The sequence below is a fragment of the Kocuria himachalensis genome (assembly GCF_054784195.1).
The window spans coordinates 1-25,391 of the sequence record NZ_BAAGPL010000005.1; the positions used below are offsets into that span (position 1 = coordinate 1).

Annotated in this window: 20 protein-coding genes and 1 tRNA gene; 4 read left to right on the top strand and 17 right to left on the bottom strand. The window is 73.4% G+C overall.

Features of this window, described 5'->3' with window-relative positions; genetic code table 11:
- The 9 genes from ACYVM4_RS03430 to argS form a co-directional block, all read right to left on the bottom strand.
- Nucleotides 1-722: L-threonylcarbamoyladenylate synthase (locus ACYVM4_RS03430; protein ID WP_460667695.1), on the bottom strand; the 722-nt coding region annotated here is incomplete at its 3' end.
- On the bottom strand, nt 719-1,618 hold the full coding sequence (gene prmC, locus ACYVM4_RS03435; protein ID WP_460667696.1) for a peptide chain release factor N(5)-glutamine methyltransferase: 900 nt from the start codon (nt 1,616-1,618) through the stop codon (nt 719-721). The genes prmC and ACYVM4_RS03430, both read right to left, overlap by 4 nt.
- Before the next feature lie 12 nt (nt 1,619-1,630).
- Entirely contained in the window at nt 1,631-2,713 is a 1,083-nt protein-coding gene (gene prfA, locus ACYVM4_RS03440; RefSeq protein ID WP_368820190.1) for a peptide chain release factor 1, read from the bottom strand.
- 108 nt (nt 2,714-2,821) lie between these two features.
- On the bottom strand, nt 2,822-5,158 hold the full coding sequence (rho, locus tag ACYVM4_RS03445; protein WP_460667697.1) for a transcription termination factor Rho: 2,337 nt from the start codon (nt 5,156-5,158) through the stop codon (nt 2,822-2,824).
- Between the two features lie 325 nt (nt 5,159-5,483).
- Nucleotides 5,484-6,434, bottom strand: a complete 951-nt coding sequence (gene thrB / locus ACYVM4_RS03450) for a homoserine kinase (RefSeq protein WP_368820192.1) — start codon at nt 6,432-6,434, stop codon at nt 5,484-5,486.
- A gap of 6 nt (nt 6,435-6,440) precedes the next feature.
- The gene (gene thrC / locus ACYVM4_RS03455) at nt 6,441-7,550 is read right to left on the bottom strand and encodes a threonine synthase (protein WP_368820193.1); all 1,110 of its coding nucleotides are present in this window, start codon (nt 7,548-7,550) and stop codon (nt 6,441-6,443) included.
- 113 nt (nt 7,551-7,663) lie between these two features.
- Nucleotides 7,664-8,986, bottom strand: coding sequence for a homoserine dehydrogenase (locus ACYVM4_RS03460; protein ID WP_368820194.1), 1,323 nt, complete (start codon nt 8,984-8,986; stop codon nt 7,664-7,666).
- Nucleotides 8,987-10,435, bottom strand: coding sequence for a diaminopimelate decarboxylase (lysA, locus tag ACYVM4_RS03465; RefSeq protein ID WP_460667698.1), 1,449 nt, complete (start codon nt 10,433-10,435; stop codon nt 8,987-8,989).
- A 4-nt stretch (nt 10,436-10,439) separates the two neighbouring features.
- Nucleotides 10,440-12,110: an arginine--tRNA ligase gene (gene argS / locus ACYVM4_RS03470; protein ID WP_460667699.1), complete on the bottom strand. Its 1,671-nt coding sequence runs from the start codon at nt 12,108-12,110 to the stop codon at nt 10,440-10,442.
- Between the two features lie 105 nt (nt 12,111-12,215).
- Between argS and ACYVM4_RS03475 the strand changes: the two genes are divergently transcribed.
- Nucleotides 12,216-12,291: transfer RNA gene (locus ACYVM4_RS03475), tRNA-Arg, on the top strand.
- 67 nt (nt 12,292-12,358) lie between these two features.
- Here ACYVM4_RS03475 and ACYVM4_RS03480 read toward each other — a convergent pair.
- The 5 genes from ACYVM4_RS03480 to ACYVM4_RS03500 form a co-directional block, all read right to left on the bottom strand.
- Nucleotides 12,359-13,720 (bottom strand): APC family permease, encoded by a 1,362-nt coding sequence (locus ACYVM4_RS03480; protein ID WP_460667700.1) that lies wholly within the window; start codon nt 13,718-13,720, stop codon nt 12,359-12,361.
- A 59-nt stretch (nt 13,721-13,779) separates the two neighbouring features.
- On the bottom strand, nt 13,780-14,151 hold the full coding sequence (locus ACYVM4_RS03485) for a hypothetical protein (protein ID WP_368820199.1): 372 nt from the start codon (nt 14,149-14,151) through the stop codon (nt 13,780-13,782).
- A 139-nt stretch (nt 14,152-14,290) separates the two neighbouring features.
- Nucleotides 14,291-15,118, bottom strand: coding sequence for an ABC transporter ATP-binding protein (locus tag ACYVM4_RS03490; RefSeq protein WP_368820200.1), 828 nt, complete (start codon nt 15,116-15,118; stop codon nt 14,291-14,293).
- Between the two features lie 3 nt (nt 15,119-15,121).
- Nucleotides 15,122-16,060, bottom strand: coding sequence for an ABC transporter permease (locus ACYVM4_RS03495; protein ID WP_368831505.1), 939 nt, complete (start codon nt 16,058-16,060; stop codon nt 15,122-15,124).
- Between the two features lie 153 nt (nt 16,061-16,213).
- Entirely contained in the window at nt 16,214-17,218 is a 1,005-nt protein-coding gene (locus ACYVM4_RS03500) for an ABC transporter substrate-binding protein (RefSeq protein ID WP_368820202.1), read from the bottom strand.
- Between the two features lie 174 nt (nt 17,219-17,392).
- On the opposite strand from ACYVM4_RS03500, the gene hrpA reads away from it, so the two are divergent.
- A complete protein-coding gene (gene hrpA, locus ACYVM4_RS03505) occupies nt 17,393-21,424 on the top strand; it encodes an ATP-dependent RNA helicase HrpA (RefSeq protein ID WP_460667701.1) in 4,032 nt (1,343 codons plus the stop codon).
- A gap of 87 nt (nt 21,425-21,511) precedes the next feature.
- On the opposite strand, the gene ACYVM4_RS03510 is transcribed toward hrpA, so the two are convergent.
- Nucleotides 21,512-21,940 carry an HIT family protein gene (locus ACYVM4_RS03510; protein ID WP_368820204.1) on the bottom strand — a complete coding sequence of 143 codons (429 nt, stop codon included), beginning with the start codon at nt 21,938-21,940 and terminating at the stop codon, nt 21,512-21,514.
- Nucleotides 21,941-21,997: 57 nt separating this feature from the next.
- On the bottom strand, nt 21,998-22,660 hold the full coding sequence (locus ACYVM4_RS03515; RefSeq protein ID WP_368820205.1) for an MBL fold metallo-hydrolase: 663 nt from the start codon (nt 22,658-22,660) through the stop codon (nt 21,998-22,000).
- A gap of 113 nt (nt 22,661-22,773) precedes the next feature.
- Here ACYVM4_RS03515 and ACYVM4_RS03520 point away from each other — a divergent pair, with 113 nt between their 5' ends.
- Complete coding sequence (locus ACYVM4_RS03520) at nt 22,774-23,205, top strand: Fur family transcriptional regulator (protein ID WP_368820206.1); 432 nt, start codon at nt 22,774-22,776, stop codon at nt 23,203-23,205.
- The gene (locus ACYVM4_RS03525) at nt 23,198-24,154 is read left to right on the top strand and encodes a diacylglycerol kinase family protein (protein ID WP_460667702.1); all 957 of its coding nucleotides are present in this window, start codon (nt 23,198-23,200) and stop codon (nt 24,152-24,154) included. Before ACYVM4_RS03520 ends, ACYVM4_RS03525 begins: the two co-directional genes overlap by 8 nt.
- A 104-nt stretch (nt 24,155-24,258) precedes the next feature.
- Here the strand turns inward: ACYVM4_RS03525 and ACYVM4_RS03530 are convergent, their stop codons facing one another.
- Nucleotides 24,259-25,257 carry a metal ABC transporter solute-binding protein, Zn/Mn family gene (locus ACYVM4_RS03530; protein WP_368820209.1) on the bottom strand — a complete coding sequence of 333 codons (999 nt, stop codon included), beginning with the start codon at nt 25,255-25,257 and terminating at the stop codon, nt 24,259-24,261.
- Between the last annotated feature and the right edge of the window lie 134 nt (nt 25,258-25,391).

A 25,391-nucleotide genomic window follows, 5' to 3' on the forward strand; every position in this document is an offset into this window, starting at 1 on the left:
GCGGCCGGCTCCGCGGCACCGGCCGCGGGGGTGCTGCCGAGCTCCTCGTCGCCGTCCGCCGGCACCACCGAGGGCACGACGGAGCGCAGCCGGGCGAGGCTCACGGTGCCGTGGCGCACCAGCAGCGGGGTCTCCCCCGTGCAGTCCACGATCGTGGAGGAGGAGGGGTCCCGGCCGGCGGGGCCGCCGACCGGCCGCGGGCCGCCGTCCAGGTAGAGCTCCACGGAGTTCCCGAGCATGTCGACCGCGGCCTGCGCCGTCGACGCGGCCGGGTGGCCGGTGCGGTTGGCCGAGGACACGGCCAGCGGGCCGCTCTCGATGAGCAGGGCCTGGGCGAGCTCGTCGTCGGGCACCCGCAGGGCCACGGTCCCGTGGGTCTCTCCCAGGTCCCAGCCCAGCGACGGGTGGGAGTGCAGGATCAGGGTCAGCCCTCCGGGCCAGAAGGCGTGGGCGAGCGCGCGGGCGTCGTCGGAGACCTCGTCCGCCAGGCCGTCGAGCACCCCGGCGTGGGCGATGAGCACGGGCGGGGGCATGGCCCGCGACCGCCCCTTGGCGGCGAGGAGGGTCGCGACGCCCCGGGCGGAGAACGCGTCGGCCCCGATCCCGTAGACGGTGTCGGTGGGCAGGACCACGCACGCGTCGGCCGCGAGCGCGCGCGCGGCGTGCTTGAGCCCGGCGGTGCGCTGGGCGATGCTGCTGCAGTCGTAGACGGTGGAGTTCACGGCGTCCATTCTCCCACTCCGGTCGTGCGCGCGCGGCCGCCGGAGGGCGTCCGGCCGGCCGTGGCCCGGTCCCGGCCCGTCAGGTCCTGGTGGCCCACGACGTCCTCGAGCCCCGCGGCCCGGAACGCGTGCGCCACCGCACCGGCCTGCACCTCGGCGTGCTCCATGACGAAGAACCCCCCGGGGCGCAGCAGCCGCACGGCCGAGGCCAGGGCCGCCCGCGGGAGCTCGAGCCCGTCCTCCCCGCCCCCGTACAGGGCGAGGTCCGGGTCGTGCTCCCGGGCCTCCGGCTCGCGCGGGACAGCGTCCGCCGGGATGTACGGCGGGTTGCAGACCACCACGTCGCAGCGGCCCTCGAGCTCCGGGAAGGCCGTGCGCAGATCGCCCCGGACGAGCTCCGCGCGCGTCCCGCGCAGGTTCTCGGCCGCCCACGCGTGGGCGGTCCCGGACAGCTCCACTGCGTGCACCCGCGCCTGCGGCACCTCGTGGGCCACCGAGGCGGCGATCGCCCCGGAGCCGGTGCCCAGGTCCACCACGTGCGGCCGGTGCACGCCCGCGGTCAGCTGGTCGCGCAGCTCGTCGACCACGGCCTGCACCACGGTCTCCGTCTCGGGCCGGGGCACGAACACGCCGGGCCCGACGGCCAGCGTCAGGTAGCGGAAGTGGGCGACGCCCGTGAGGTGCTGCAGCGGGATCCGGCGGGCGCGCTCGGCCACCAGGTCCGCGTAGCCCTCGGGCTCGTCCCCGCCGATGATGGCCCGCGCCTCGACCTCCCCCCGAGACAGCCCCGTGAGGTGCCCGGCGAGCAGCAGCGCGTCGGTGCGCGCGGAGTCGATCCCCGCCTCGGCGAGCACCTGCTCCGCCCAGCGCACCGCCTGGCCCAGCGACCTCGTCATCCCGGGACCCGCTCAGTCGTCCTGCTGGCCGATGGCCTCGAGCTGGGCCTGCTCGTCCATCTCGATGGCCGAGCGCACGACCGGCTCGAGGTCCCCCGCCATCACGTGGTCGAGGTTGTAGGCCTTGTACCCGGTGCGGTGGTCGTTGATCCGGTTCTCGGGGAAGTTGTAGGTGCGGATCCGCTCGGACCGGTCCATGGTCCGGACCTGGGAGCGGCGCTGCGCGGCGTTGTCCGCGTCGATCTGCTCCTGCTGGTGCGCCAGGATCCGGGCCCGCAGCACCCGCATCGCGGCCTCGCGGTTCTGCAGCTGCGACTTCTCGTTCTGCATGGCCACCACGATGCCCGTGGGCAGGTGCGTGATGCGGACCGCGGAGTCGGTGGTGTTCACGGACTGGCCGCCGGGCCCCGAGGAGCGGTAGACGTCGATCTTCAGGTCGTTCTGGCTGATCTCGACCTCCTCCGGCTCGTCGACCTCCGGGAAGACGAGCACCGCTGCGGCCGAGGTGTGGATCCGGCCCTGCGACTCGGTGACGGGCACGCGCTGCACGCGGTGCACCCCGCCCTCGTACTTCAGCCGCGCCCACACGCCCTCGGCGGGGTCCGTGGCGTTCGACTTGATCGCCACCTGCACGTCCTTGTAGCCGCCCAGGTCGGAGTCGTTGGTCGAGATGAACTCGGTCTTCCAGCCGCGGGCTTCCGCGTACTTCAGGTACATGCGCAGCAGGTCCCCTGCGAAGAGCGCGGACTCGTCGCCGCCCTCCCCCGCCTTGACCTCCAGGATCACGTTGCGCCCGTCGTCGGGGTCTCGCGGGACGAGCAGCCGCCGCAGCTTCTCCCGGGCGGCCGTGAGCTGCTCCTCGAGCGCCGGGATCTCCTCGGCGAACTCGGGCTCCTCGGCGGCGAGCTCCTGCGCCGCGCCCAGGTCCTCCTCGAGGCGGTGCACCCGGCGGTGCGCCTCGACGATGCCGTTGAGCTCGGCGTAGCGGCGTCCCAGCTTGCGGGCCTTGCCCTGCTCCGCGTGCACGGCGGGGTCGGCGAGCTGCCGCTGCAGCTCGGCGTGCTCGTCGATCAGGGACTGGATGGGATCCGGCATGGGGCGCTCCTTCGGAGGCGGCGGAGAAGGTCTGGCGGTGGTGGGCACGACGACGCCGCCGCGGCCCCGTCCGGTCGAACCGGTCGGGGCCGCGGCGGCGCGGGCGTGCTAGCGGTCGCTCTCGGCGCGGGCCGACAGCGTGGTCTTCTGCACCTGGAGCAGGAACTCGGTGTTGGACTGGGTGTCCCGCAGCTTGTTCGTGAGCAGCTCGAGGGCCTGCTGCTGGTCGAGCCCGGACAGGACACGGCGCAGCTTCCACATGATCTTGATCTCGTCCGGGGAGAGGAGGTTCTCCTCGCGGCGGGTGCCCGAGGAGTTGACGTCCACGGCCGGGTAGATCCGCTTGTCCGCGAGCGAGCGGGACAGGCGGAGCTCCATGTTGCCGGTGCCCTTGAACTCCTCGAAGATGACCTCGTCCATCTTGGACCCGGTCTCCACGAGGGCGGTCGCGAGGATCGTGAGCGAGCCGCCGTTCTCGATGTTGCGGGCCGCGCCGAAGAACTTCTTCGGCGGGTACAGCGCCGCGGAGTCCACGCCGCCGGAGAGGATGCGGCCGGAGGCGGGGGCCGAGAGGTTGTAGGCACGGCCCAGGCGGGTCATGGAGTCCAGGAGGACCACCACGTCCATGCCCATCTCCACAAGGCGCTTGGCCCGCTCGATGGCCAGCTCGGCGACCGTGGTGTGGTCGTCCGCCGGGCGGTCGAAGGTCGAGGCGATGACCTCGCCCTTGACCGTGCGCTGCATGTCCGTGACCTCCTCGGGGCGCTCGTCGACGAGCACCATCATGAGGTGGACCTCGGGGTTGTTCGTGGTGATCGCGTTGGCGATCGCCTGCAGCATCAGCGTCTTGCCGGCCTTCGGCGGGGAGACGATCAGGCCGCGCTGGCCCTTGCCGATGGGGGCGACGAGGTCGACGACGCGGGGCCCGATCTTCTTGGGCTCCGTCTCGAGGCGCAGGCGCTCCTGCGGGTACAGCGGGATCAGCTTCCCGAAGTCCACGCGGTCCTTGTTCTCCTCGGTCTTCTTGCCGTTGACCGTGGTGAGCTGGACCAGAGCGTTGAACTTCTGCCGCGTGGCGTTCTGCTGCTCGCCGTCGCGGGGGGCGCGGATGGCGCCGACCACGGCGTCGCCCTTGCGCAGGTTGTGCTTCTTGACCTGGGCGAGGCTGACGTAGACGTCGTTCGGGCCGGGGAGGTAGCCGGAGGTGCGCACGAACGCGTAGTTGTCGAGGACGTCCAGGATGCCCGCGACGGGCAGCAGGACGTCGTCCTCGGTGAACTCCGTGTCGTCGACCTCGGGGCCGGTGCTGCGCCCGCGGCGGTTGCGGCGCTCGTTGCGCTCGGCGCGGTCATTGCGGTCGCTGCGGTCCCGGTCGCGGTCGCTGCGGTCCCGGTCGCGGTCGTTGCGGTTGCGGTTGCGGCGGCTGCGGCGGCTGCCGCCGTCGTCCTGGCCGCCCTTGTCCTGACGGTTGTCCTGGCCCCGGTTGTCCTGGCCGCTCTTGTCCTGACGGTTGTCCTGGCCCCGGTTGTCCTGGGCCCGGTTGTCCGGGCCGCCCTTGTCCTGACGGTTGTCCTGGCCCCGGTTGTCCTGGGCCCGGTTGTCCGGGCCGCCCTTGTCCTGACGGTTGTCCTGGCCCCGGTTGTCCTGGGACTTCCCGCCCTCGGCGCGGTTGTCACGCCGGTTGCGCCCGTCGCCCTTGTCCTGGCCGCCCTGGACCTGACGGTTGTCCTGGCCGCGGTTCTGGCCGCGGCCCCGGTCCTGCTTCGACTGGTCGTCGTCCCGGCCCTCGGCGGAGGGGCGCGACTCGTCGGCCTTCTGCCCGGAGTCCTGGCCGCCGTTGTCCTGACCGGCGCTGTCCTGGCCGTTGTCGTCGCGGCTGCGGTTGCGGCGGCTGCGGTTGCGGTTGCGGCCGCCCTCGCCCTCGGCGCCGGAGGAGTCCTCGGCGGGAGCGGTCTGCTCGGCCGGCTGCTGCTCGGTGGTTCCCTGCGCGGCGACCTGCTGCGCGGTGTCCTCCAGGGCGGCGCTCTGCTGCGCGGAACCCTGCTGGTCGGGGGCGGACACCACGCCGGTGCTCGTGGCGCGGCGGGAGCGCGAGCGCCGCTGCGGCTGGCCGCCGTCGGCGCCCTGCGCGGCTGAGGAGTCCTCACCGGTCGTCGCGGCGGCCGGGGCGGTGCCCTGGCCGGCGCTGCCGTCGGCGGTCTTCTCGACCGTCTGCGCGATCTTCTCCTCGACGGCCTTGTCCCGGTCGGCGACGGCCCCGCCGCGCTGGTGGGCGGCGATCGCGTCGACCAGCAGGCTCTTGCGCATCCGGCGGGCGCCGGTGATCCCGAGCTGGGAGGCGAGCGCCTGGAGCTGGGCCAGCTTGAGCGCGGACAGGCCCGCGTTCCGGGGGTCGCTGGTGGTGGTCTCTTCCGTACCCGTGGAAAGGTCGGTGGTCTCGGTCACGAAGTGTCCTTCTCCCTCGGTGGGGGGCCCATGGATCTCAGAGTCCAGGACCGTGGATGGTTCCCGGCGGGCCGCGATCGCGGGCCGCCTGCGGCGGGGCGCACTTCAGGGCGCGGCAGCCTGGGCGAACAGGGTTGTCACCCGGAGATCATGGTGTGCTCCGGTCCGTGTCTGCGCGGGCCGGGGCGCCGACGGCATCGAAGAAGCCGGTGCCGGCGGGGGATCACCGGAGGATCTGAGGCGGTGGAGTCGAGGACCCGGGGCATCCGACCGGGGCGTGTCCCCTCATGATGCCCGCTGTCCTCACCGCGCCGGGCGCGGTCTCCTACCCCTGGATCTGCTGCGGGTGCCTCTCCAGCTTAGCACCCTGACCGTCGACCCGCAGACGGAGGACACGCCAGGAGACGGAATCCGTTCCGCCCACGACGAGCTCCGCGAGGGCCTCCTCCGTCTCCTGCGCCTGGTGCCCGTCCGCGGCGAGGACCAGGACGGTCGGTCCGGCCCCGGAGATCATGGCCGGCAGCCCGCGCTCCCGCAGCGCGGTCATCAGCCGGGCGCTCGGGGGCATGGCGGAGGCCCGGTACGGCTGGTGCAGCCGGTCCTCGGTGGCGGGCAGCAGCAGCTCGGGGCGCCGCGTCAGCGCCTCGACGAGCAGGGCCGTCCGCCCGGCGTTGACCGCGGCGTCGTGGTGGGGGACGGTCGCGGGCAGCAGGGACCGGGCGAGGCGGGTGGGGACCTCGAAGTCGGGGATCGCCACCACCGGCACGACGTCCTCGTGGACGGTCACGGGGGCACTGCGGTAGCCGTCCGCGCCGGTCCAGGAGATCACGAGCCCCCCGTAGAGGGACGGGGCCACGTTGTCCGGGTGGCCCTCCATCGCCGCGGCGACCTGGAGCAGGCGCCGGTCGTCGAGGACGCGCTCCGCCGGCAGCAGCGCGTTGGCCGCGAGCACGCCGGCCACCACGGCCGAGGCGCTCGAGCCCATGCCGCGCCCGTGCGGGATGCGGTTGGTCGCCTCGAGCCGCAGTCCCGGCAGCTCCTCGACCCCCGCGGCCCGGAAGGCGGCCCGCATGGCGCGGACCACCAGGTGCTCCGCGGAGCGGGGCACGGACGCGGAGCCCTCCCCGTGGAGCTCGAACTCCAGGCCGCCGCCGGTCACGGTCACGGCGAGGTCGTCGTAGTGGCCGAGCGCCAGGCCCAGGCTGTCGTAGCCCGGACCCACGTTGCCGGTGGAGCCGGGCACGCTCACCGCCACCCGCTGGCCGATCTCGAACATCCGGGACTACTCCAGGCCCAGGGCGGCGGCGACGGCCACCACGTCGAAGGGCACGCGCTGGGGCTCGACCAGCGCGGGGTCCTCCCGCTCGGCGGCCTTGATCGCCCACTGCGGGTCCTTGAGGCCGTGACCGGTCACCGTGATGACGACCGTCCGCCCCGTGGGGGCCTCCCCCGCGGCGTGCTTCTGGAGCAGACCGGCCACGCCCGCGGCGGAGCCCGGCTCGACGAACACGCCCTCCTTGGCCGAGAGCCACCGGTGGGCGGACAGGATCTCGTCGTCCGAGACGGAGCCGATGAGCCCGCCGGACTCGTCGCGGGCGGCGATCGCCGAGTCCCAGGACGCGGGGTTGCCGATCCGGATGGCGGTCGCGATCGTCTCGGGCTCCGTGACGGGGTGGCCGAGCACCAGCGGGGCCGCCCCCTCGGCCTGGAAGCCCCACATCACGGGCAGCCTCGTGGACACGGCCGGCAGCTCCCCCGCCGTCGTGGAGTCGTAGGGCCGGGCGTACTCCTGGTAGCCCTTCCAGTACGCGGTGATGTTGCCGGCGTTGCCGACCGGCAGGATGTGCAGGTCCGGGGCGTCGCCGAGGGTGTCGACCACCTCGAACGCCCCGGTCTTCTGGCCCTCGATCCGGTAGGGGTTCACGGAGTTCACGAGGAACACGGGGTAGGACTCGGAGAGCTTGCGGGCCACCTCGAGGCAGTTGTCGAAGTTGCCGTCCACCTGGATGATGTCCGCACCGTGCGCGACCGCCTGCGAGAGCTTGCCCATGGCGATCCGCCCCTCGGGCACGAGCACCGCGCACGTGAGCCCCGCCTGCTTGGCGTAGGCCGCGGCGGAGGCGGAGGTGTTGCCGGTCGAGGCGCACACGACGGCCTCGGCGCCCTCCTCCTTGGCTTTCGTGATGGCCATGGTCATGCCCCGGTCCTTGAACGAGCCGGTCGGGTTCATGCCCTCGAACTTCAGCCAGACGGTGTTGCCGGTGAGCTCCGACAGGGCGCGCGCCCGGATCAGCGGCGTGCCGCCCTCCCCCATCGTGATGACCTCGGTGGAGCCGGAGACCGGCAGCCGGTCCCGGTACTCGTTGATGACGCCCTGCCAGACGTGTGCCATGTGCTGGATCTCTTCCTGTGGACTCGGTGGTGCGGGGGGTGCTCGTGGGGGGTCGTGCGGCGGTGCCGTCGCCGGGGAGGTGCCGCCCGGTCCGCGGGCGGCACCGCCGGGGGTCAGTCGGCGTGCTCCACGCGGATCACGCCGGTGACGCCCTCGACGAAGGGCAGCTCGCGCAGGGCGTCCACCGTGGCCACGAGATCCTTGTTCGCGCCCCGGTGGGTCACGAGCCGGATCTCCGACAGCTGCGGGTCGCCGTGCGGGTGGTCCGTCTGCTGCATCGTGAAGATCGACACGCTGTGGTCGGCGAAGACCTGGGCGATCCGCGCCAGGACGCCGAGGCGGTCCTGGACGGTCAGGGTGATCGAGAAGCTCGTGCGGACGTCGTCCATGGGCGCGGCGGCCAGCTGGGCGTGGGGGTCCGCGCCCTGGGCCGGACCGCCGAGCACGAGCCGGCGCGCCGCCGAGACGAAGTCGCCCAGCACGGCCGAGGCGGTGGCGGCACCGCCGGCGCCCGCGCCGTAGAACATGAGGGAGCCGGCGTTGGCGGCCTCGACGAACACGGCGTTGTAGGCCCCGTGCACGCCGGCCAGCGGGTGCTCCCGCGGGATCATGGTCGGGGTGACCCGCAGGTTCACGCCGCCCGCGCAGCGCTCGCACACCGCCAGGAGCTTGATCACGTAGCCGGCCTCGCGGGCGGCGGCGACGTCCGCGGCGGTGACCCCGGTGATGCCGCGGCAGTAGACGTCGTCGATGGTGAAGGTCGAGTGGAAGGCCAGGGACGCGAGGATGGCGGCCTTCGCCGCGGCGTCGTGGCCCTCCACGTCGGCGGTGGGGTCCGCCTCCGCGTAGCCGAGCTTCTGCGCCTCGGCGAGCGCGTCGTCGAACTGCGCGCCCGTGGTGTCCATCTGGTCGAGGATGTAGTTCGTGGTGCCGTTCATGATGCCCAGCACGCGGTCCACCCGGTCCCCCGCGAGGGAGTCCTGCATGGGGCGCACGATGGGGATCGCCCCGGCCACGGCGGCCTCGTAGGACAGGGGCACGCCGGCGGCGTCGGCCGCGTCCTGGAGCTGGCGGCCGTGCCGGGCGATGAGGGCCTTGTTGCCCGAGATCACCGGTTTGCCCGCGTGCAGGGCCCGGAGGATGCGGCTGCGGGCCGGCTCGATGCCACCGGTCAGCTCGATGACCACGTCCGCGGCGTCGACGAGAGCCTCGGCGTCGGTCGTGAGCAGGGCCTCGGGCAGCTCGACGGTCCGCCGGGCGGCGAGGTCCCGCACGGCGATGCCGACGAGCTCCACGGGCGCGCCCACGCGGGCGGCGAACTCGGGGCCGTGGTCGAGCAGGGTCCGGGCCACCTCGGCGCCGACGTTGCCGGCACCGAGCAGGGCCACCTTCACGGTCGAGGGCGGGCGGGTGGTCTCAGGGGTCGAGGCGGTCAATCAGGCTCCCAGGTCGCGGGCGAACAGGTCTTCTTCGGTCTCGCCCCGCACGATGAGCCGGGCCTCCGGCCCGTCCCCGGCGGCGCGCACGGCGACGACCGGGGGGCGGGCGATCCAGTTGTAGTTGCTGGACAGCGCCCAGCAGTAGGCGCCGGTGGCGGGCACCGCCAGGACGTCCCCGGGGGCGAGGTCCTGGGGCAGGTAGACGTCGCGGACCACGACGTCCCCGGACTCGCAGTGCTTGCCCACCACCCGGGAGAGCACGGGAGCTCCCTCGGCGCGGCGGTTCGCGAGCACGGCCGTGTAGTCGGCCCCGTAGAGCACCGGCCGGGCGTTGTCGCTCATCCCGCCGTCCACGGAGACGTACCGGCGCTGCGCCCCGGACTCGACCGTGACGGTCTTCAGGGTGCCCACGGTGTAGAGGGTGCACGCGGCCGGCCCGGAGATCGCGCGGCCGGGCTCGATGGACAGGTGCGGGACCGCCATCCGCAGCGACCGGGCCGTGGTGGCCACCTGGTCCGCGAGGGCCTCGGCGATCTCGCGGGCCGGGCGGGGGGTGTCGGCCTCGGTGTAGGCGATGCCGTAGCCGCCGCCGAGGTCGAGCTCCGGGAGGGTCAGGCCGAAGCGCTCGTCGGCGTCGGCCATGAAGGCGAGCACCCGCTCCGCGGCCATCCCGAAGCCCTCCGCGTCGAAGATCTGGGAGCCGATGTGGCAGTGGATCCCGCGCAGGTCGAGCTCGGGCTCCAGGACGCACGCGGCGACGGCCTGCATCGCGGGGCTGTCCCCGCCGCCCTCGGGCGGGGCGAGGGACAGGCCGAACTTCTGGTCCTCGTGGGCGGTGGCGATGAACTCGTGCGTGGACGCGTGCACGCCGGGGGTGACGCGGATCAGCACGGGGGCGACGACGCCGAGGGTGCGCGCCAGGTGGGCGACGAGCTCGATCTCGGCGAGGGAGTCCACGACGATCCGTCCGAGCCCGTGGTCGAGGGCGCGGGTGATCTCGGCGGCGGACTTGTTGTTGCCGTGCAGGGCGATCCGGGCGGGCTCCATGCCGCCGCGCAGGGCGACCGCCAGCTCCCCGCCCGAGGCGGTGTCCACGTTGAGGCCCTCCTCGCGCAGCCAGCGCACCACCTCGGTGGTCAGGAAGGACTTGCCGGCGTAGTAGACGGAGACCTCGGCGCCGATCCGCGCGAACGCCTCGGTGAAGGCGGAGCGGAACTCCCGGGCGCGCGCCCGGAAGGTGTCCTCGGAGTAGACGTAGGAGGGAGTGCCGTAGCGCTCGGCGAGCTCCGGGACCGGGATCCCCGAGACGGCCAGCACGCCGTCGTCGTCGCGGCGGAACGCCTCGGGCCAGATGACGGGGTCGAGGGCGTCGAGGTCCTCGGGCACGCTCAGCCAGGACGGCGCCAGGGGGGAGCCCTCGGTGCGGGTGGTCGGGTCGGCGGTCATGCGATCACATCCTCTCCGGTGCGGACACGCCGAGCACGCCCAGCCCGTTGGCCAGGACCTGGCGCGCGGCGTCGTTGAGCCACAGGCGGGTGCGGTGCAGGTCGGTGACCTCGTCCTCGCCCTGCGGCGCCACGCGGCAGGCGTCGTACCAGCGGTGGTAGGTCCCGGCGAGCACCTCGAGGTGGCGCGCCACGCGGTGCGGCTCGCGGAACTCGGCGGCCTGGGCGAGCACCGAGGGGTACTGGCCGAGAGCCGCCAGCATCTCCCCCTCCATCGGGTGGTCGAGCAGCGACGCGTCGAACACGGCCTCGCCCCGCTCGTCCGTGCGGGCGACGCCCGCCGCCTCGGCGTTGCGCCCCACCGCGCACGTGCGGGCGTGGGCGTACTGGACGTAGAAGACCGGGTTCTCGTTGGAGCGCCGGGTCAGCAGACCCAGGTCGATGTCGATGTTGGAGTCCACGGAGAAGCGGGTCAGCGAGTACCGGGCGGCGTCGACGCCCACGACCTCGACGAGGTCCTCCATGGTCACCACGTTGCCGGCGCGCTTGGACATCCGCACGGGCACGCCGTCCTTGACGAGGTTGACCATCTGGCCGATGAGCACCTCGACCCGCTCCGGGGCGTCGCCCAGCGCCGCGGCGGCGGCCTTGAGCCGGGCCACGTAGCCGTGGTGGTCGGCGCCGAGCATGTAGATGCACAGGTCCGCGCCGCGGTCCCGCTTGTCCTTGAAGTAGGCGATGTCCCCCGCGATGTAGGCGGCCTGGCCGTCGGACTTGACGACCACCCGGTCCTTGTCGTCGCCGTAGGCGCTGGAGCGCAGCCACCAGGCGCCGTCCGCGAAGTAGAGGGCGCCGGAGGTCTTGAGCTGCTCCAGGAGCTTCTCCACGGCGCCCTGGTCGAACAGGGACTGCTCGTGGAAGTACACGTCGAAGTCCACGCCGAAGTCGTGCAGCGAGGACTTGATCTCGGCGAACATCAGCTCCACGCCCGCGGCGCGGAACGCCTCCTGCGGGTCCCCGGACTCGAGGACGCCGGGGTTCTCGGCGACGATCCGTGCGGCGATGTCGGTGATGTACTCCCCGCCGTAGCCGTCCTCGGGGGCGGGCTCGCCCTGGGCGCGGGCCAGCAGGGAGCGGGCGAAGCGGTCGATCTGCGCGCCGGCGTCGTTGAAGTAGTACTCGCGCACCACGTCCGCGCCCTGCGCCTCGAGCACACGGGCCAGGGAGTCGCCGACGGCGGCCCAGCGGGTGCCGCCCAGGTGGACCGGGCCGGTGGGGTTCGCGGAGACGAACTCCAGGTTCACGGACGTCCCGGCCAGCGTGCTCGCCCGGCCGAAGGCCTCGCCCTGCTCCACGACGGTGCGGGCGATCTCCCCCGCCGCGGCGGCGTCCAGGGTGATGTTGAGGAAGCCCGGCCCGGCCACGTCGACGGCGGCCACGCCCGCGGTGTCCTGCAACCGGTCCCTGACCACGGCGGCGACGTCGCGTGGGGCGCGCCCCACCTTCTTGGCGAGCTGCATGGCGACGTTGGTCGCCCAGTCCCCGTGCTCCCGGTTCTTCGGCCGCTCGATCCGCACCTCCGGCAGGCGGGCACCGTCGGCGAGGGCGAGATCGCCCCGGGCCACGGCGTCCTGCAGGCATGCGGATACGGCGAGAGAAAGTTGTTCTGGAGTCACCGGACCAGTGTAACCGGGCGCCGTGGAGCGCCCGTGCCGGGTGGTCGACGACAGCCCCGGGAAACCTGCTAGTATCGTTGAGGTTCATCGCTGAGGCGGTGAGAGGCCCGCGTAGCTCAGGGGATAGAGCGTCTGCCTCCGGAGCAGAAGGCCGTAGGTTCGAATCCTATCGCGGGCACCACACGGGACGAAGGCCCCGGACCAGCTGGTCCGGGGCCTTCGTCGTGCCCGGCCCGGGGCGGGGACGCTCAGCTGCGCTCCGCGGGCTCCCCGGTCCGTGCGCCCTCCACCGGCCGGTACCGGACGGGCTGCCCGCCGCGGATCCGGGCGACGGCGTAGAGCAGCACGCCGACGGCGAGGACGATCCCGCCGCGCGCCCACACCCCGGCCTCCAGCTGCGTCAGCAGCACCAGGCACGACAGGACGGCGAGGACCGGCAAGGGCGTCCAGGCGCGGAAGTGCGGGTGCTCCACCGGCTCCCGGCGCAGCACGAGGACGGCGACGTTCGTGCTGATGAAGACGACGAGCAGCAGCAGCACCACCGTCTCCGCGAGGACGGCCACCCCGCCGGTGAGGGTCAGGGCCAGCGCGGCGAGGGTCGTGGCGATGATGGCGACCCACGGGGTGCCCCGGCGCGGGAGGACCCGGCCCAGCACCGCGGGGAAGAGTCCCTGCACGGCCATGCCGTAGGTGAGGCGGCTGGCCATGATCATGGTCAGCAGGGCACCGTTGGCGACCGCGACGAGGGCGAGCAGGCTGAACAGCCAGCCCGGCACCGGGACCCCGGTGACCGTCACGACGTCCAGCAGCGGGGCGCTCGAGGCCCCCAGTTGGTCGGCCGGCAGTGCCACCGACGCCGCCGTGCCGACGAGCACGTACATCGCCCCGGCCGCCAGGAGGGACCCGAACAGGGCCCGGGGGTAGACCCGCGACACGTCGCGGACCTCCTCGGCGACGTTGGCCGAGGTCTCGAAGCCCACGAAGGAGTAGTACGCGAGCAGGGCGGCTCCCAGCACGCCCAGCAGCGGATCGACGTCCTCGCCGAATCGCATCGCGCGCCCGACGTCGCCGTTCCCGCCGCCGAGCATGACGGCGACGGCGACGACGACCAGCACCAGCCCCGAGACCTCGAGCGCGGTCATGACGACGTTGGCCCGCAGCGACTCCTTGATCCCGCGGGCGTTGAGCAGGGCGACCGCGACGAGGAACACGATGGCCCCGACGGCGGGGGGCACGTCCACGAAGACCGCGAGGTAGTCCCCGCTGAAAGCCAGGGCCAGTGCGGACGCGCTGACCACCCCGGCGGTGAGCATGCAGAAGCCGACGAGGTAGGGCACGATCGGGACGCGGAAGGCGCGGTGGGCGAAGACCGCCGCCCCGCCGGCCTGTGGGTACTTGGTGACGAGCTCGGCGTAGGAGGCGGCCGTGAGCAGGGCGAGCAGCAGCGCCACGAGCATCGGGGCCCAGGTGACGCCGCCCACCTCCCCCGCGATGACGCCCACGAGGGCGTAGACCCCGGCGCCGAGGACGTCGCCGAGGATGAAGAGGAACAGGAGCGGCCCGGTGATGTGCTTCTTGAGGCCCGGGCCGTCAGCAGGCTGAGTGAGCATGGGACGAGTCTAGGCCCGCCGCCCCGTCCCGGGAGGACCGGGCCCCGGCCGCGGTCTCGTCAGTCGCGGTCGCCGGGGCCCCGGTGCCCCCGGCGGCGGAACTCGTCCGGGTCGTAGGGGCGCACGGGGTCGTCGCCGAACTGCTCGTCGAGCAGCCGGTCCTCCGGGCTGGGGCCCTCCCCCGCCGAGCGGCGCCAGTTGAACCCGGCGATCGCCAGGGCTCCTCCGCCGAGCAGGGTCACGGCGCCCACCACGACGACCACCACCGCGCGCCCACTCAGGCCCGTCCCCTCGTCCGTCGAGGCGCGCGCGAGGTGGTGGATGGCCTCGGGCACGGTGAACGTGGAGACGAACAGGGCCACCACGCCCACGGCCAGCAGCCACCCCCCGGCGCGTCGGCGGGCGTGGTGCGGGTCGGGGCTCTGGCTCACGGTGCTGCTCTCCTGGCTGCTGGACGGATGCGGGGCGCTGCCGGGCGGACCGCCCGCCGACGCGCGGCGGGGCGGGCCGTGCCCGGCCCGCCCCGTCGTCGTCCGTGCCGGTCGTGGACCGACGGCCGGTGCCGGCCGGTCAGGAACCGTCCTCGGTCTTGACGCTCTCGAACAGCGTAGCGTCGTCGAACGCGTCCTGCCCCGCCCCCGGCTGCAGCCGGCGGAACTGCTCGAGCAGGCCGGGCACGGTCATGGACTTCTTCTGGGCGGCGTCGAGCTCGAAGAGGATCCGGCCCTCGTGCATCATGATCAGCCGGTTGCCCAGGCGCAGGGCCTGGTCCATGTTGTGCGTGACCATCACCGTGGTGAGGTTCTGCTCGGCCACGATGTCCGCGGTGAGCCGGGACACGAGGTCCGCGCGCTGCGGGTCGAGGGCCGCCGTGTGCTCGTCGAGGAGCAGGATGCGCGGCTCGGAGAACGTCGCCATGAGCAGGGACAGCGCCTGGCGCTGACCGCCGGAGAGCAGGCCCACCTTGGCGCCCAGCCGGTTCTCCAGGCCCAGCTCGAGGCTGGCCAGCTTGTCGCGGAAGAGCTGGCGGCGGGCGTTCGTGAGGCCAGGCACGAGCCCCCGGGACTTCCCCCGCTGGTACGCGATCGCCATGTTCTGCTCGACCGTCATGGTCGGGGACGACCCCTTCATGGGGTCCTGGAAGACGCGGGACAGGTACCGGGCGCGCTTGTGCTCCGGCAGCCGGGTGACGTCGGTGTCGTCGACCCGCACCGTGCCCGTGTCCGGGATCAGGCTCCCGGAGATGGCGTTGAGGATCGTCGACTTGCCGGCGCCGTTGGAGCCGATGACGGTGAGGAAGTCGCCCTCCTGCAGGGTCAGCGAGACGCCGGCGAGGGCGCGCCGCTCGTTGACGGTCCCGGCGAAGAACGTCTTGTGGACGTTGTCGATGGTGAGCACGGCTCAGGCACCTGCCTTCGTGGTCGCGGGGGTGTCGGTGAGGTCGTCGACGAGACGCGCCGCCTCGCTCGCGAGGTGCCGTTCCCTGCGGCGCCTGAAGAACTGCAGCTGCGGCACCACGAGCGCGGCCACCACGAGCACCGCGGAGATCAGCTTCATGTCGGACGGGTTGAGGCCCGCCTGCAGCGCCACGGTGATGACCAGGCGGTAGACGACCGAGCCGAGGACGACGGCCAGGGTCGCCATCACGACCGTGCGCGAGCCGAAGAGCCCCTGGCCGAGGATCACGGAGGCGAGCCCGACGACGATGAGACCGATGCCCATGCCGATGTCGGCGAAGCCCTGGTACTGGGCCACGAGGGACCCGGCGAGGCCGACGAGCCCGTTGGACAGGCACAGGCCCAGCATCTTCTGGTGGTCCGTGTTCACCCCGAAGGAGCGGATCATCTCCGGGTTGTCGCCGGTGGCCTGCATGGCGAGGCCGGCGTCCGTGTAGAGGAACCAGTCGAGGAGGACCTTGACCACGGCGACGCCGAGCAGGAACAGGGCGATGCCGATCCAGGTCCCCTGCACGCCCATCTCGGCGAGCGGGGTGAAGACCGTGTCCTCGCGCAGCAGGGACAGGTTGGCCTTGCCGTCCATGACCCGCAGGTTGATGGAGTAGAGCGCGGTCATGGTGAGGATGCCCGCGAGCAGACCGTTGATGTGGGCCTTGGTGTGGAGCAGGCCCGTGATGAGCCCGGCGAGCGCCCCGGTCAGGAAACCGGCGGCGGTGGCGAGCCAGGGGCTGCCGCCGCCGAGGATGATCATCGCCGTGGTGGCGGCGCCCGTGGTGAAGGACTGGTCGACCGTCAGGTCGGGGAAGTCGAGCACCCGGAACGTGAGGTAGACGCCCAGCGCCATGACCGCGTAGAGCAGTCCGAGTTCGATACCGGCTATCACTTCTGCTGGATCCGTTCTGGTTGGTGGGAGACGGGGTCCGTCCGCCGATCGGGCGGGCGCGCCCCCGTCGGAAGGGGTGCCGCGGGGGGCCGGGGGCCGGGCGGGACGGCGTCCGGGGTGTCCGGGCGCCGGCGCCGTCCCGGCCGCCCGGGACTACTCGATGACCTGGTCCGCGGAGTCCTGCAGCTCCTGGGGGACCTGCACGCCCATCCGCTCGGCGGCCTGGAGGTTGATGATCAGCTGCGTGTCCTCCTGGGACTCCACGGGCATGGACGCGGGGTCCGCGCCCTCCTTGAGGATGCGCACGGCCATCTCCCCGGTCTGTCGGCCGAGCTGCTCGTAGTCCAGGCCCTGGGTGATGAGGGCGCCGCGCTCCACGGAGTCGCCCTCGCCCGCGATCAGGGGGATCTGCTTGGACTCGGCGGCGGAGATCACGGCCTCGAGACCGGAGACCACCTTGTTGTCGGTGGGCACGTAGATCGCGTCCGTGTCGAGGGACTCTGCGGCCTGGGCCACCTCGGAGGTGTTGGTCACGGACTTCTCGACGACCTCCAGGCCCTCCTCCGCGGCGGCCTCCTTCGCGAGGTCGACCTGGACCTGCGAGTTCGTCTCGCCCGAGCTGTAGATGATGCCCACGGACTTCGCCTCCGGGTCGAGCTGCTTGACCAGCGCGATCTGCTCGGCCACCGGGTTCATGTCGGTGGTCCCGGTGACGTTGCCGCCGGGGTTCTCGAGGGAGTCGACCAGCCCGGCGTCGACCGGGTCGGTGACGGCCGTGAACAGCACCGGGCGGTCGGTGACCGACTGGGCCAGGCCCTGGGCGGACGGCGTCGCGATGGCCAGGACCAGGTCGGCGTCCGAGGACGCCATGTTGGACGCGATGCTGGTGGAGGTGCCCTGGTCGCCCGAGGCGTTCTGGAAGTCGAGGGTGAGGTTCTCCCCCTCCGTGTAGCCGCCCTCCTCGAGCGCGGCGAGGAAGCCCTCGCGTGCCGCGTCCAGCGAGGGGTGCTCCACGAACTGGCTGATCCCGACGGTGGCCTCCTCGGCGGCCTCGCCGCCGCCCCCGCCCCCGGCGGTCTCGGTGTCGGAGCCGCCGCAGGCCGTGAGCAGCAGGGCGGTGGAGGCGAGGGCCGCCGTCATCGGGAACAGTCGCTTCATGGTGGGTCCTTTCAGGAACGAGTGGTGTCAGCGATATTACCTTCCGTTCGGTCACAAAATGAGAGACAGCTCACAAGTGGTGACATAACGGCGCCGACGGCGTGTCGCCGGTGCCCGATCGTCCACCGGGACCGGGCCCTCCGCGGCCCGTGTCCCCGGTAGGATCGGGAGGTCATGTCAGCATCCCTGGGCAGCCCCCGAACCATCGTCTATCCCGAGAACCTCCCGGTCTCCGCGCGCCGCGAGGACATCATGGGCGCGATCGCCGCGCACCAGGTGGTCGTGGTCGCTGGCGAGACCGGGTCCGGCAAGACGACGCAGATCCCGAAGATGTGCCTCGAGCTCGGCCTGGGCGAGCGCGGCCTGATCGGCCACACCCAGCCGCGGCGGATCGCGGCGCGCTCGGTGGCGGAGCGGATCTCCTCGGAGCTGGGCGAGAAGATCGGCGGCACGGTCGGCTACCAGGTGCGCTTCACCTCCGAGGTGGGCGCCGATTCGCGGGTCAAGCTGATGACCGACGGCATCCTGCTCGCCGAGATCCAGCACGACCGGCTGCTGCAGAAGTACTCGGCGATCATCATCGACGAGGCCCACGAGCGCTCCCTCAACATCGACTTCCTCCTGGGCTACCTCCGGCGGATCCTGCCCCGGCGCCCGGACCTCAAGGTGATCATCACGTCGGCCACGATCGACCCCGAGCGCTTCGCCCGGCACTTCGCGCCGGAGCCGGCCGAGGGCGCCGAGCCGCAGAAGGCCCCGGTCATCGAGGTCTCGGGCCGCACGTACCCCGTGGAGGTCCGCTGGCGCCCGCTGGCCCAGCCGCGCTCGGGGGACGGCGGCCCGGACGCCGAGGACACCGGCGACGGGCTGGAGGACGAGGACCGGGACCCCATCGACGCCGTGTGCGACGCAGTCGAGGAGCTCTCCTCCGAGCCGCCCGGGGACATCCTGATCTTCTTCGCCGGCGAGCGGGAGATCCGCGACGCTCAGGAGGCGCTGCAGGGCACCCTCAAGCGGGTCCGCGGCCTGGCCGACGCCGAGATCCTGCCCCTGTTCGGCCGGCTGTCCATGGCGGAGCAGCACCGGGTGTTCGCGCCGTCGGGCCGTCGCCGGATCGTGCTGGCCACCAACGTGGCCGAGACGTCGCTGACCGTCCCGGGCATCAAGTACGTGATCGACCCGGGCACGGCGCGCATCTCGCGCTACTCGGCGCGGACCAAGGTGCAGCGCCTCCCGATCGAGCGCGTCTCCCAGGCCTCGGCGAACCAGCGCGCGGGCCGCTGCGGGCGCGTCTCCGACGGCATCTGCATCCGGCTCTACTCGGAGGAGGACTACCTCTCCCGCCCGGAGTTCACCGACCCCGAGATCCTGCGGACGTCCCTGGCGGCCGTGATCCTGCAGATGACCTCGGTGGGGGTCGTGAAGGAGCCCGGGGACATCGAGCGGTTCCCGTTCGTGGAGCCGCCGGAGTCCCGGGCCGTCAAGGACGGCGTGGCCCTGCTCCGGGAGCTGGGCGCCCTCAAGGAACCGCGGGGCGCGTCCGCGAGGGGTCCGCGGGACGACGACGGCCGCGGCGGACCCCTCACCCCGGTGGGCCGGCAGCTGGCGCAGCTGCCGGTGGACCCGCGGCTGGGCCGGATGATCGTGGAGGCGGACCGGCGGGGCTGCGCCCGGGAGGTCATGGTCCTCGCGGCGGCGCTGACCGTGCAGGACCCCCGGGAGCGCCCCCTGGAGAAGCGGCAGCAGGCCGACGAGCTGCACAAGCGGTTCTTCGACGAGAACTCGGACTTCACGAGCTGGCTGCTGCTGTGGCGCTACGTGCAGGAGCAGCAGGAGGAGCTCTCCTCGACGCAGTTCCGGAAGCTGTGCCGGCGCGAGCACCTGAACTTCCTGCGGATCCGGGAGTGGCAGGACCTCTACGCCCAGCTGCGCCAGATGGGCCAGCAGGTCGGCATCCGGGTCGGCAAGGGCCGGGAGGTGGACCCCTCCGGGAAGGAGCGGGAGATCCACGTGTCGGTGCTGGCGGGGCTGCTCAGCCACATCGGGCTCAAGGACGAGCGCAAGCGCGAGTACCAGGGCGCCCGCGGCTCGCGGTTCGCCGTCTTCCCGGGCTCCAACCTGTTCAAGAAGTCCCCGGACTGGGTCATGTCCGCGGAGCTCGTGGAGACCTCCCGGCTGTGGGCCCGCGTCAATGCCGCGATCGACCCGCTGTGGGTCGAGGAGCTGGCCCCGCACCTGGTCAAGCGCAGCGTGTCGGAGCCGCACTGGTCCCGTGCGCAGGGCTCCGTGATGGCCTACGAGAAGGTGACCCTCTACGGCGTGCCCGTCGTGGCCCAGCGCCGGATCAACTTCTGGCGGGTGGACCCCGCCCTGGCGCGGGAGCTGTTCCTCCGCCACGCCCTCGTGGAGGGCGACTGGCAGACCCGGCACCGGTTCTGGGCGCGCAACCGCAAGCGCCTGGCCGAGGTCGAGGAGCTCGAGAACCGGCTGCGCCGCAAGGACCTGCGGGTCGACGACGAGGCCCTGTTCGCGTTCTACGACGCCCGGGTCCCCGAGTCCGTGGTCTCGGCACGGCACTTCGACGCGTGGTGGAAGAAGGCCCGGCAGCAGGACGAGCACCTCCTGGACCTGGACCCCGAGGACCTGATCGCCGAGGAGGCCGGCGGCTACGACGAGTCGCTCTACCCGCGCCAGTGGGTCCGGCGCACCCGGGACGGGGAGCTGGTGCTCGACCTCGCCTACGAGTTCGCGCCGGGCTCCGACCAGGCGGACGGCGTGACCGTGCGCGTGCCCGTGCTGTTCCTCAACCAGCTGGACCCCGAGCAGTTCCGGTGGCAGATCCCCGGGTTCCGCACCGAGCTCGTCACGGCGCTCATCAAGTCCCTGCCGAAGGCGGTGCGCCGCAACTTCGTGCCGGCCCCGGATGTCGCCCGCCAGGCGGTGGCGATGCTCGACGCCGACTTCGACCCGGCCGTCGACGCCCTCGAGCCGTCCCTGGAGCTGGTCCTGCGCCGGCTGAAGGGCCACGTGGTCCCGCCGGGGTCCTGGAACTGGGAGGCCGTCCCGGCCCACCTGCGGATGCGCTTCGAGGTGCGGGACCGCCGCAACCGGGTGCTCGGCGAGGGCGAGGACCTCGAGGCGCTCCGGTCGGAGCTGCACGACGAGATCCGCGCCGCCCTGGCCGAGTCCCTCGGCGCGGTCCCCGGCGCACCCTCCGGGGTCCCGTCCGGAGGAGCGGCCCGGACGGGTCCGCGCACCCCCGCCCCGCGGCCCCCGGAGGCGGCCCCGCCGGCGCTCGAGCGCTCGGGGCTGACGGCGTGGCCCGAGGAGGACCTGCCGCGCAGCGTCGAGACGACCGTGGCGGGCCAGCGGATCACCGGGTGGCCGGCCCTCGTCCCCGAGCGTCCCCGCGCCGCGGCGACGCAGCGGGCCGGCCGGGAGGCCACGGTGGCCGTGCGCATCCTCTCCTCGGCCGCCGAGCAGCGGGCCGCGCAGCGCCGCGGGGTGATCACCCTGCTGCAGCTGCGCATCCCCTCTCCCGAGCGGTACGTGCTGGAGCACCTCAACAACCGCGAGAAGCTGGTCTTCACGCAGAACCCGCACGGGTCGGTGACGGAGCTCATCGCGGACTGCACGGTGGCCGCGATCGACAAGCTCACGCCGCCCGAGCCCCCGTACACCCGGGCCGCGTTCGACGCGCTGCACGAGCACGTGCGGGCCGAGCTCATCGACACCGTCTTCCAGGTCACCGCGCTCGTGGAGCAGGTGCTCTCCGGGGCGGCGCGGATCCGCAAGCAGCTCAAGCGGTCGTCCTCGCTCGCCGCGGTGAACTCGCTCAACGACGTCAAGGCCCAGCTGGAGCACCTCGTGCACCCGGGGTTCGTCGCCGCCACCGGCTACGACCAGCTCCAGCACCTGCCCCGCTACGTGCGGGCGATGGAGGTGCGCCTCGAGAAGCTCGCCGGCCACCTGCAGCGGGACACGGTCGGCATGCTCGCCGTGCAGAAGCTCGAGGACGACTACGACGCCGCGCTGGACGCCCTCCCCCCGCACGCCCCGGTCCCCGACGAGCTGCGCCGGGTGGCCTGGATGATCGAGGAGCTGCGGGTCTCGCTGTTCGCCCAGGAGCTGGGCACCGCCCACACCGTCTCGGAGAAGCGGATCCGGAAGGCCCTCAAGGACGCCCTCGGGGCCGCCCGGGCCTGACCCGGCGGAGGCTCTCCGCGGCCCGGTCCCGAGGACCGGGCCGGAGCGCCCAGCCGGCACGTCAGGCCGGTGGATCAGGCCGGCGGGTCAGGCCTGCGGCACGGCGGACCCGTGCCCGGCCTCGGCGAGGGCGGCCCGGATCCGCTCCGCGGCCTCGTCCATCCAGGCGGGGTCCGGGTTCCGGATCACGTTGACGAACTGGAACTGCTCGACCGTGTCCGCCGGCCAGACGTGGACGTGGGTGTGCGGGACCTCGAAGCCCTGGATCATCTGGCCCACCCGCGCCGGGTGCCACACGGCGTCGATGGCCTGCCCGATCCGCTGGGAGACCACCATCAGGTGGGCCGCCAGGTCCTCGGGCAGGTCGATCCAGTGGTCGTGCTCCTCGCGCGGGACCACGAGGGTGTGGCCCTGGGAGAGCGGGTCGATCGACAGGAAGCCGACGCAGCGCTCGTCCTGCCAGACGAAGCGGCCGGGGATCTGCCCCTCGATGATCTTCGTGAAGACGGTGCTCACAGGTGCTCCCTTTCGGTGGTGGGTCGGGATCGGTCGGCGCGCCGGGCGGGGCCGCGGCTACAGGGCGACGCGCTCGCCGGTGGCGAGGTGGCGGTACTCGACCCCGTACTTCGCGGCGAACGAGGTCAGCTGTCCCTCGATCACGCCGAGGCCGTCGGCGGAGAGCAGTCCGTCGTGGATCTGGAAGACCCGCTCGGGACGCACGGCCACCACGAAGTCGATGACCTCCGCCAGCTTGTTCCACGGCGCGTGGATCGGGGCCAGCAGCACGGGGGCGGCGAGCCCGTGCGGGACCACCAGCGAGTCGCCGGGGTGGTAGACCGTGCCGTCGACCAGGTACCCGATGTTGTCCACGGTGCGGATGAGCGAGTGGATCAGCGCGTGCTGGCCGCCGAACGTCCGCACGGTGAAGCCCTCGAGGTCCAGCACGGTCTCGGGCTCGGCGTCGTGGATCGTGTGGCCCTCCCCCAGGGCCTCCCGGAGCTCCGCCGCCACGGGGGCCGGGGCGTACACCTGCAGCTCCGGGTGCGCCCGGAGGTGCGCGTGCACCGGCTCGGGGTCCAGGTGGTCGGGGTGCACGTGCGTGATGAGCAGGGCGTCGGCCCCGTCGAGGGCCTCCGCCAGCTCGTCCCGCCCGGAGAACTTGCCCGGGTCGATCACCAGGACACGGCCCTCCTTCTCGAGCCGCACGCACGAGTGGGTGTACTTGATCAGCTCCATGGGCCCACCCTATCCCCGGGTCCGGCCGTGCCCCACAGGGCGGCGGGGCACGTGTCGGGCGGTCCTTGTTAAGCTGGTGACCTGCCCGGGCACCGGCGAGGAGAGGACGAGGCGTGAGCGTGAGAACCAGCGGGGGGAGCGCCGGGGAGGTCCGCAACACCCGGCAGCGCCGTGCCGTCGCGCGGGCGCTCGCGTCCCTGGAGGACTTCATCTCCACGCAGGACCTGCACGCCCTGCTGCGGGAGCGCGGCGACTCCGTCTCCCTGGCCACGACCTACCGGATCCTGCAGTCGATGTCCGAGCTCGGGGAGCTGGACGTCCTGCGCAGCGACGACGGCGAGGCGATCTACCGCCGCTGCGCGGCCGAGCACCACCACCACCACCTGGTGTGCCGCCGCTGCGGCGCCGCCGTGGAGCTCGAGGCCCCCACGGTCGAGGAGTGGGCCGGGCGCACCGCGGCCGCCCACGGCTTCACCGAGGTGGACCACACGGTCGAGATCACCGGTCTGTGCGCCGCCTGCGGGGCGCGGCGGGCCGATGGCTGAGCCGGGCTCGTCCCGCGGCGCCTTCGTCCTGGCGGTCAACCCCCGTGCCGGCCGCGGCCGGGCCCTCGAGGACGCCCACCGGGCCGCGGAGCTGCTGCGCACCGGCGGTGACGAGGCCGTGGTGCTCTCCGCCGAGGACCTCGGCGCTCTGATGGCGCTGGTGCGCGACCGGCTGCGGGCGCAGGCCCTCAGCACCCGGGCGCTCGTGGTCGTGGGCGGGGACGGGATGGTCCAGGCCGGTCTCGAGGTGCTCGTGGAGCTCGCCGCGCAGGGCGTCGACATCCCGCTGGGCGTCGTGCCGTGCGGCACCGGCAACGACCTGGCCCGCCACCTGCGCGTCCCCCTCCTCGACCCGGTGGCCGCGGCGGGCCGGATCCTGCGCCGGCTCGACGAACCCGGCGCGCGGCGCCTCGACGTCGGCCGGGTGCGCTTCGCGGACGGGCGCACGTCCTGCTTCGCGACCGCCCTGTGCGCCGGCTTCGACGCCGTGGTCAACGAGCGCGCCAACCGGTGGCTGCGCCTGACCGGGTCCACCAAGTACCTGCTGGCCGTCCTGGTGGAGATCGTGCGGCTGCGCACCGTCCACTACCGGCTCGAGATCGAGGACGCCGGCGGCCGGCGCCGCGCGGAGCGCCGGGAGGGGGTCCTGCTGAACGTCGCCAACACGTCGTCGATCGGGGGCGGCCTGCGGATCGTGCCCGGCGCCCGGGAGGACGACGGCCTGCTGGAGCTGTTCACGGTGGCGCCCCTGGGCCGGTTCCGGTTCCTGGTCCTGTTCCCCCGGCTGTTCTCGGGCCGGCACGTGGCGCTGGAGAGCGTCCGGATCGAACAGGTGCGCTCCGTGGCCGTGCACGCCCCGGACGTCACCGCCTACGCGGACGGGGAACGCCTCGGCCCCCTGCCCGTGCGCGTGGACGTGCTCCCCGCCGCGGTCCGCGTCCTGGCCTGAGCACGGTCGGGGCGCGCCGGACCGGAGGCGCGTGCGCACCGCGGCGGCTCGTCGGCGACCTGCCCGGTGCCCTCGCGGCGGGGCAGCCGTCCGGGTCCCCGCGGTCACCCCGCGGCCGTGACCGGGGCCGTCGGCCGCAGCGCTCCCAGGGCCTCCGCGACCGCGGTGACGTTGCCGTCCATCCACTCGAGGTAGGAGGTGCCCTCGGGCAGGGCCCCGGTGAGCTCCACGACCACCGCGCCCGCGGACCGGGCGTCGTCGCGCAGCTGTTCGGTCCGGGCGGAGCCGGTCCGCGCGTCGAACGCGAGGAACTGCACGTGGCCGCCCCGCAGCTCGTCCCGGACCTGCCGGAGGACGTGCGGGGGGACGTCGGTGCCGTTCTCGACGGCCGCGGCCCACTCCGCGGGGGTGTCGTCGTGGAGCCCCGCGTCCTCGAGCAGGGGGACCGCCACGGGCTCGACCGCCACGAAGGCCGCGTTGTCGGCCGGCACCCCGGCGAGCTGCTGCCGCAGGCCCGAGAGCTGGGCGGCGAAGGCACCCGCGTTGTCCCGGTAGGCGGTCGCGCCGCTCGGGTCGAGCGCGGCGAGCCGGGCGGCGAGCGCCCCGGCGACGTCGTCCATGGCGTCGAGGTCGTACCAGACGTGCTGGTTGCTCTCGCCGTGCTCGTGGCCCTCGTGCTCGTGGCCCTCGTGCGGGACGCGCCCGGCCGTCTCGCCGGCCAGGCCCGAGACGCCGTAGGCCTCGACCACCGGGGCGTCGCCCTCGGCGGCGAGGTCCTCCATGAACGCGTCGTAGCCCCCGCCGTTGAGCACCACCAGGTCGGCGCCCGCCACGGCGGCCCGGTCCTCTGCGGTGGCCTCGTAGGAGCGGGGGTCCTGGACCGTGGAGCCGATGATCGGGTCCACGACCACGGCGTCCCCGGCGATCTCCCGCACCACGTCGGCGTAGACCGTCGTGGTGGTCACGACGGTCAGGGCGTCGTCCGGCCCGGGTCCCTCGGCGGCGCCGTCCCCGCACGCGGTCACGCCCAGGAGCGCCGCGCCGGCGAGGGCGGCGGCCCGGAGGGCGGCGCGCGCAGGCGCGGCGGGGAGCGGGGCGGTCATGGTGGGTCCGTTCCTGCCCGGTCGCGGTCCCTGCGGGAGCGCCGCGGGGCGCCGGGACGTGGGCACTCGGATGAGGGCTGTTGTCCTCAGCGCGTCATGCTACCAAGCCGTCGGGACGCCGAGGACGCGTCGGC

What these genes read in the sequence shown, in the direction of transcription:
- prmC (WP_460667696.1), bottom strand. Translation starts at nt 1,618, where the DNA reads ATGACGAGGTCGCTGGGCCAGGCGGTGCGCTGGGCGGAGCAGGTGCTC.
- prfA (WP_368820190.1), bottom strand. Translation starts at nt 2,713, where the DNA reads ATGCCGGATCCCATCCAGTCCCTGATCGACGAGCACGCCGAGCTGCAG.
- thrB (WP_368820192.1), bottom strand. Translation starts at nt 6,434, where the DNA reads ATGTTCGAGATCGGCCAGCGGGTGGCGGTGAGCGTGCCCGGCTCCACC.
- thrC (WP_368820193.1), bottom strand. Translation starts at nt 7,550, where the DNA reads ATGGCACACGTCTGGCAGGGCGTCATCAACGAGTACCGGGACCGGCTG.
- lysA (WP_460667698.1), bottom strand. Translation starts at nt 10,435, where the DNA reads ATGACCGCCGACCCGACCACCCGCACCGAGGGCTCCCCCCTGGCGCCG.
- ACYVM4_RS03480 (WP_460667700.1), bottom strand. Translation starts at nt 13,720, where the DNA reads ATGCTCACTCAGCCTGCTGACGGCCCGGGCCTCAAGAAGCACATCACC.
- ACYVM4_RS03500 (WP_368820202.1), bottom strand. Translation starts at nt 17,218, where the DNA reads ATGAAGCGACTGTTCCCGATGACGGCGGCCCTCGCCTCCACCGCCCTG.
- hrpA (WP_460667701.1), top strand. Translation starts at nt 17,393, where the DNA reads ATGTCAGCATCCCTGGGCAGCCCCCGAACCATCGTCTATCCCGAGAAC.
- ACYVM4_RS03515 (WP_368820205.1), bottom strand. Translation starts at nt 22,660, where the DNA reads ATGGAGCTGATCAAGTACACCCACTCGTGCGTGCGGCTCGAGAAGGAG.
- ACYVM4_RS03525 (WP_460667702.1), top strand. Translation starts at nt 23,198, where the DNA reads ATGGCTGAGCCGGGCTCGTCCCGCGGCGCCTTCGTCCTGGCGGTCAAC.
- ACYVM4_RS03530 (WP_368820209.1), bottom strand. Translation starts at nt 25,257, where the DNA reads ATGACCGCCCCGCTCCCCGCCGCGCCTGCGCGCGCCGCCCTCCGGGCC.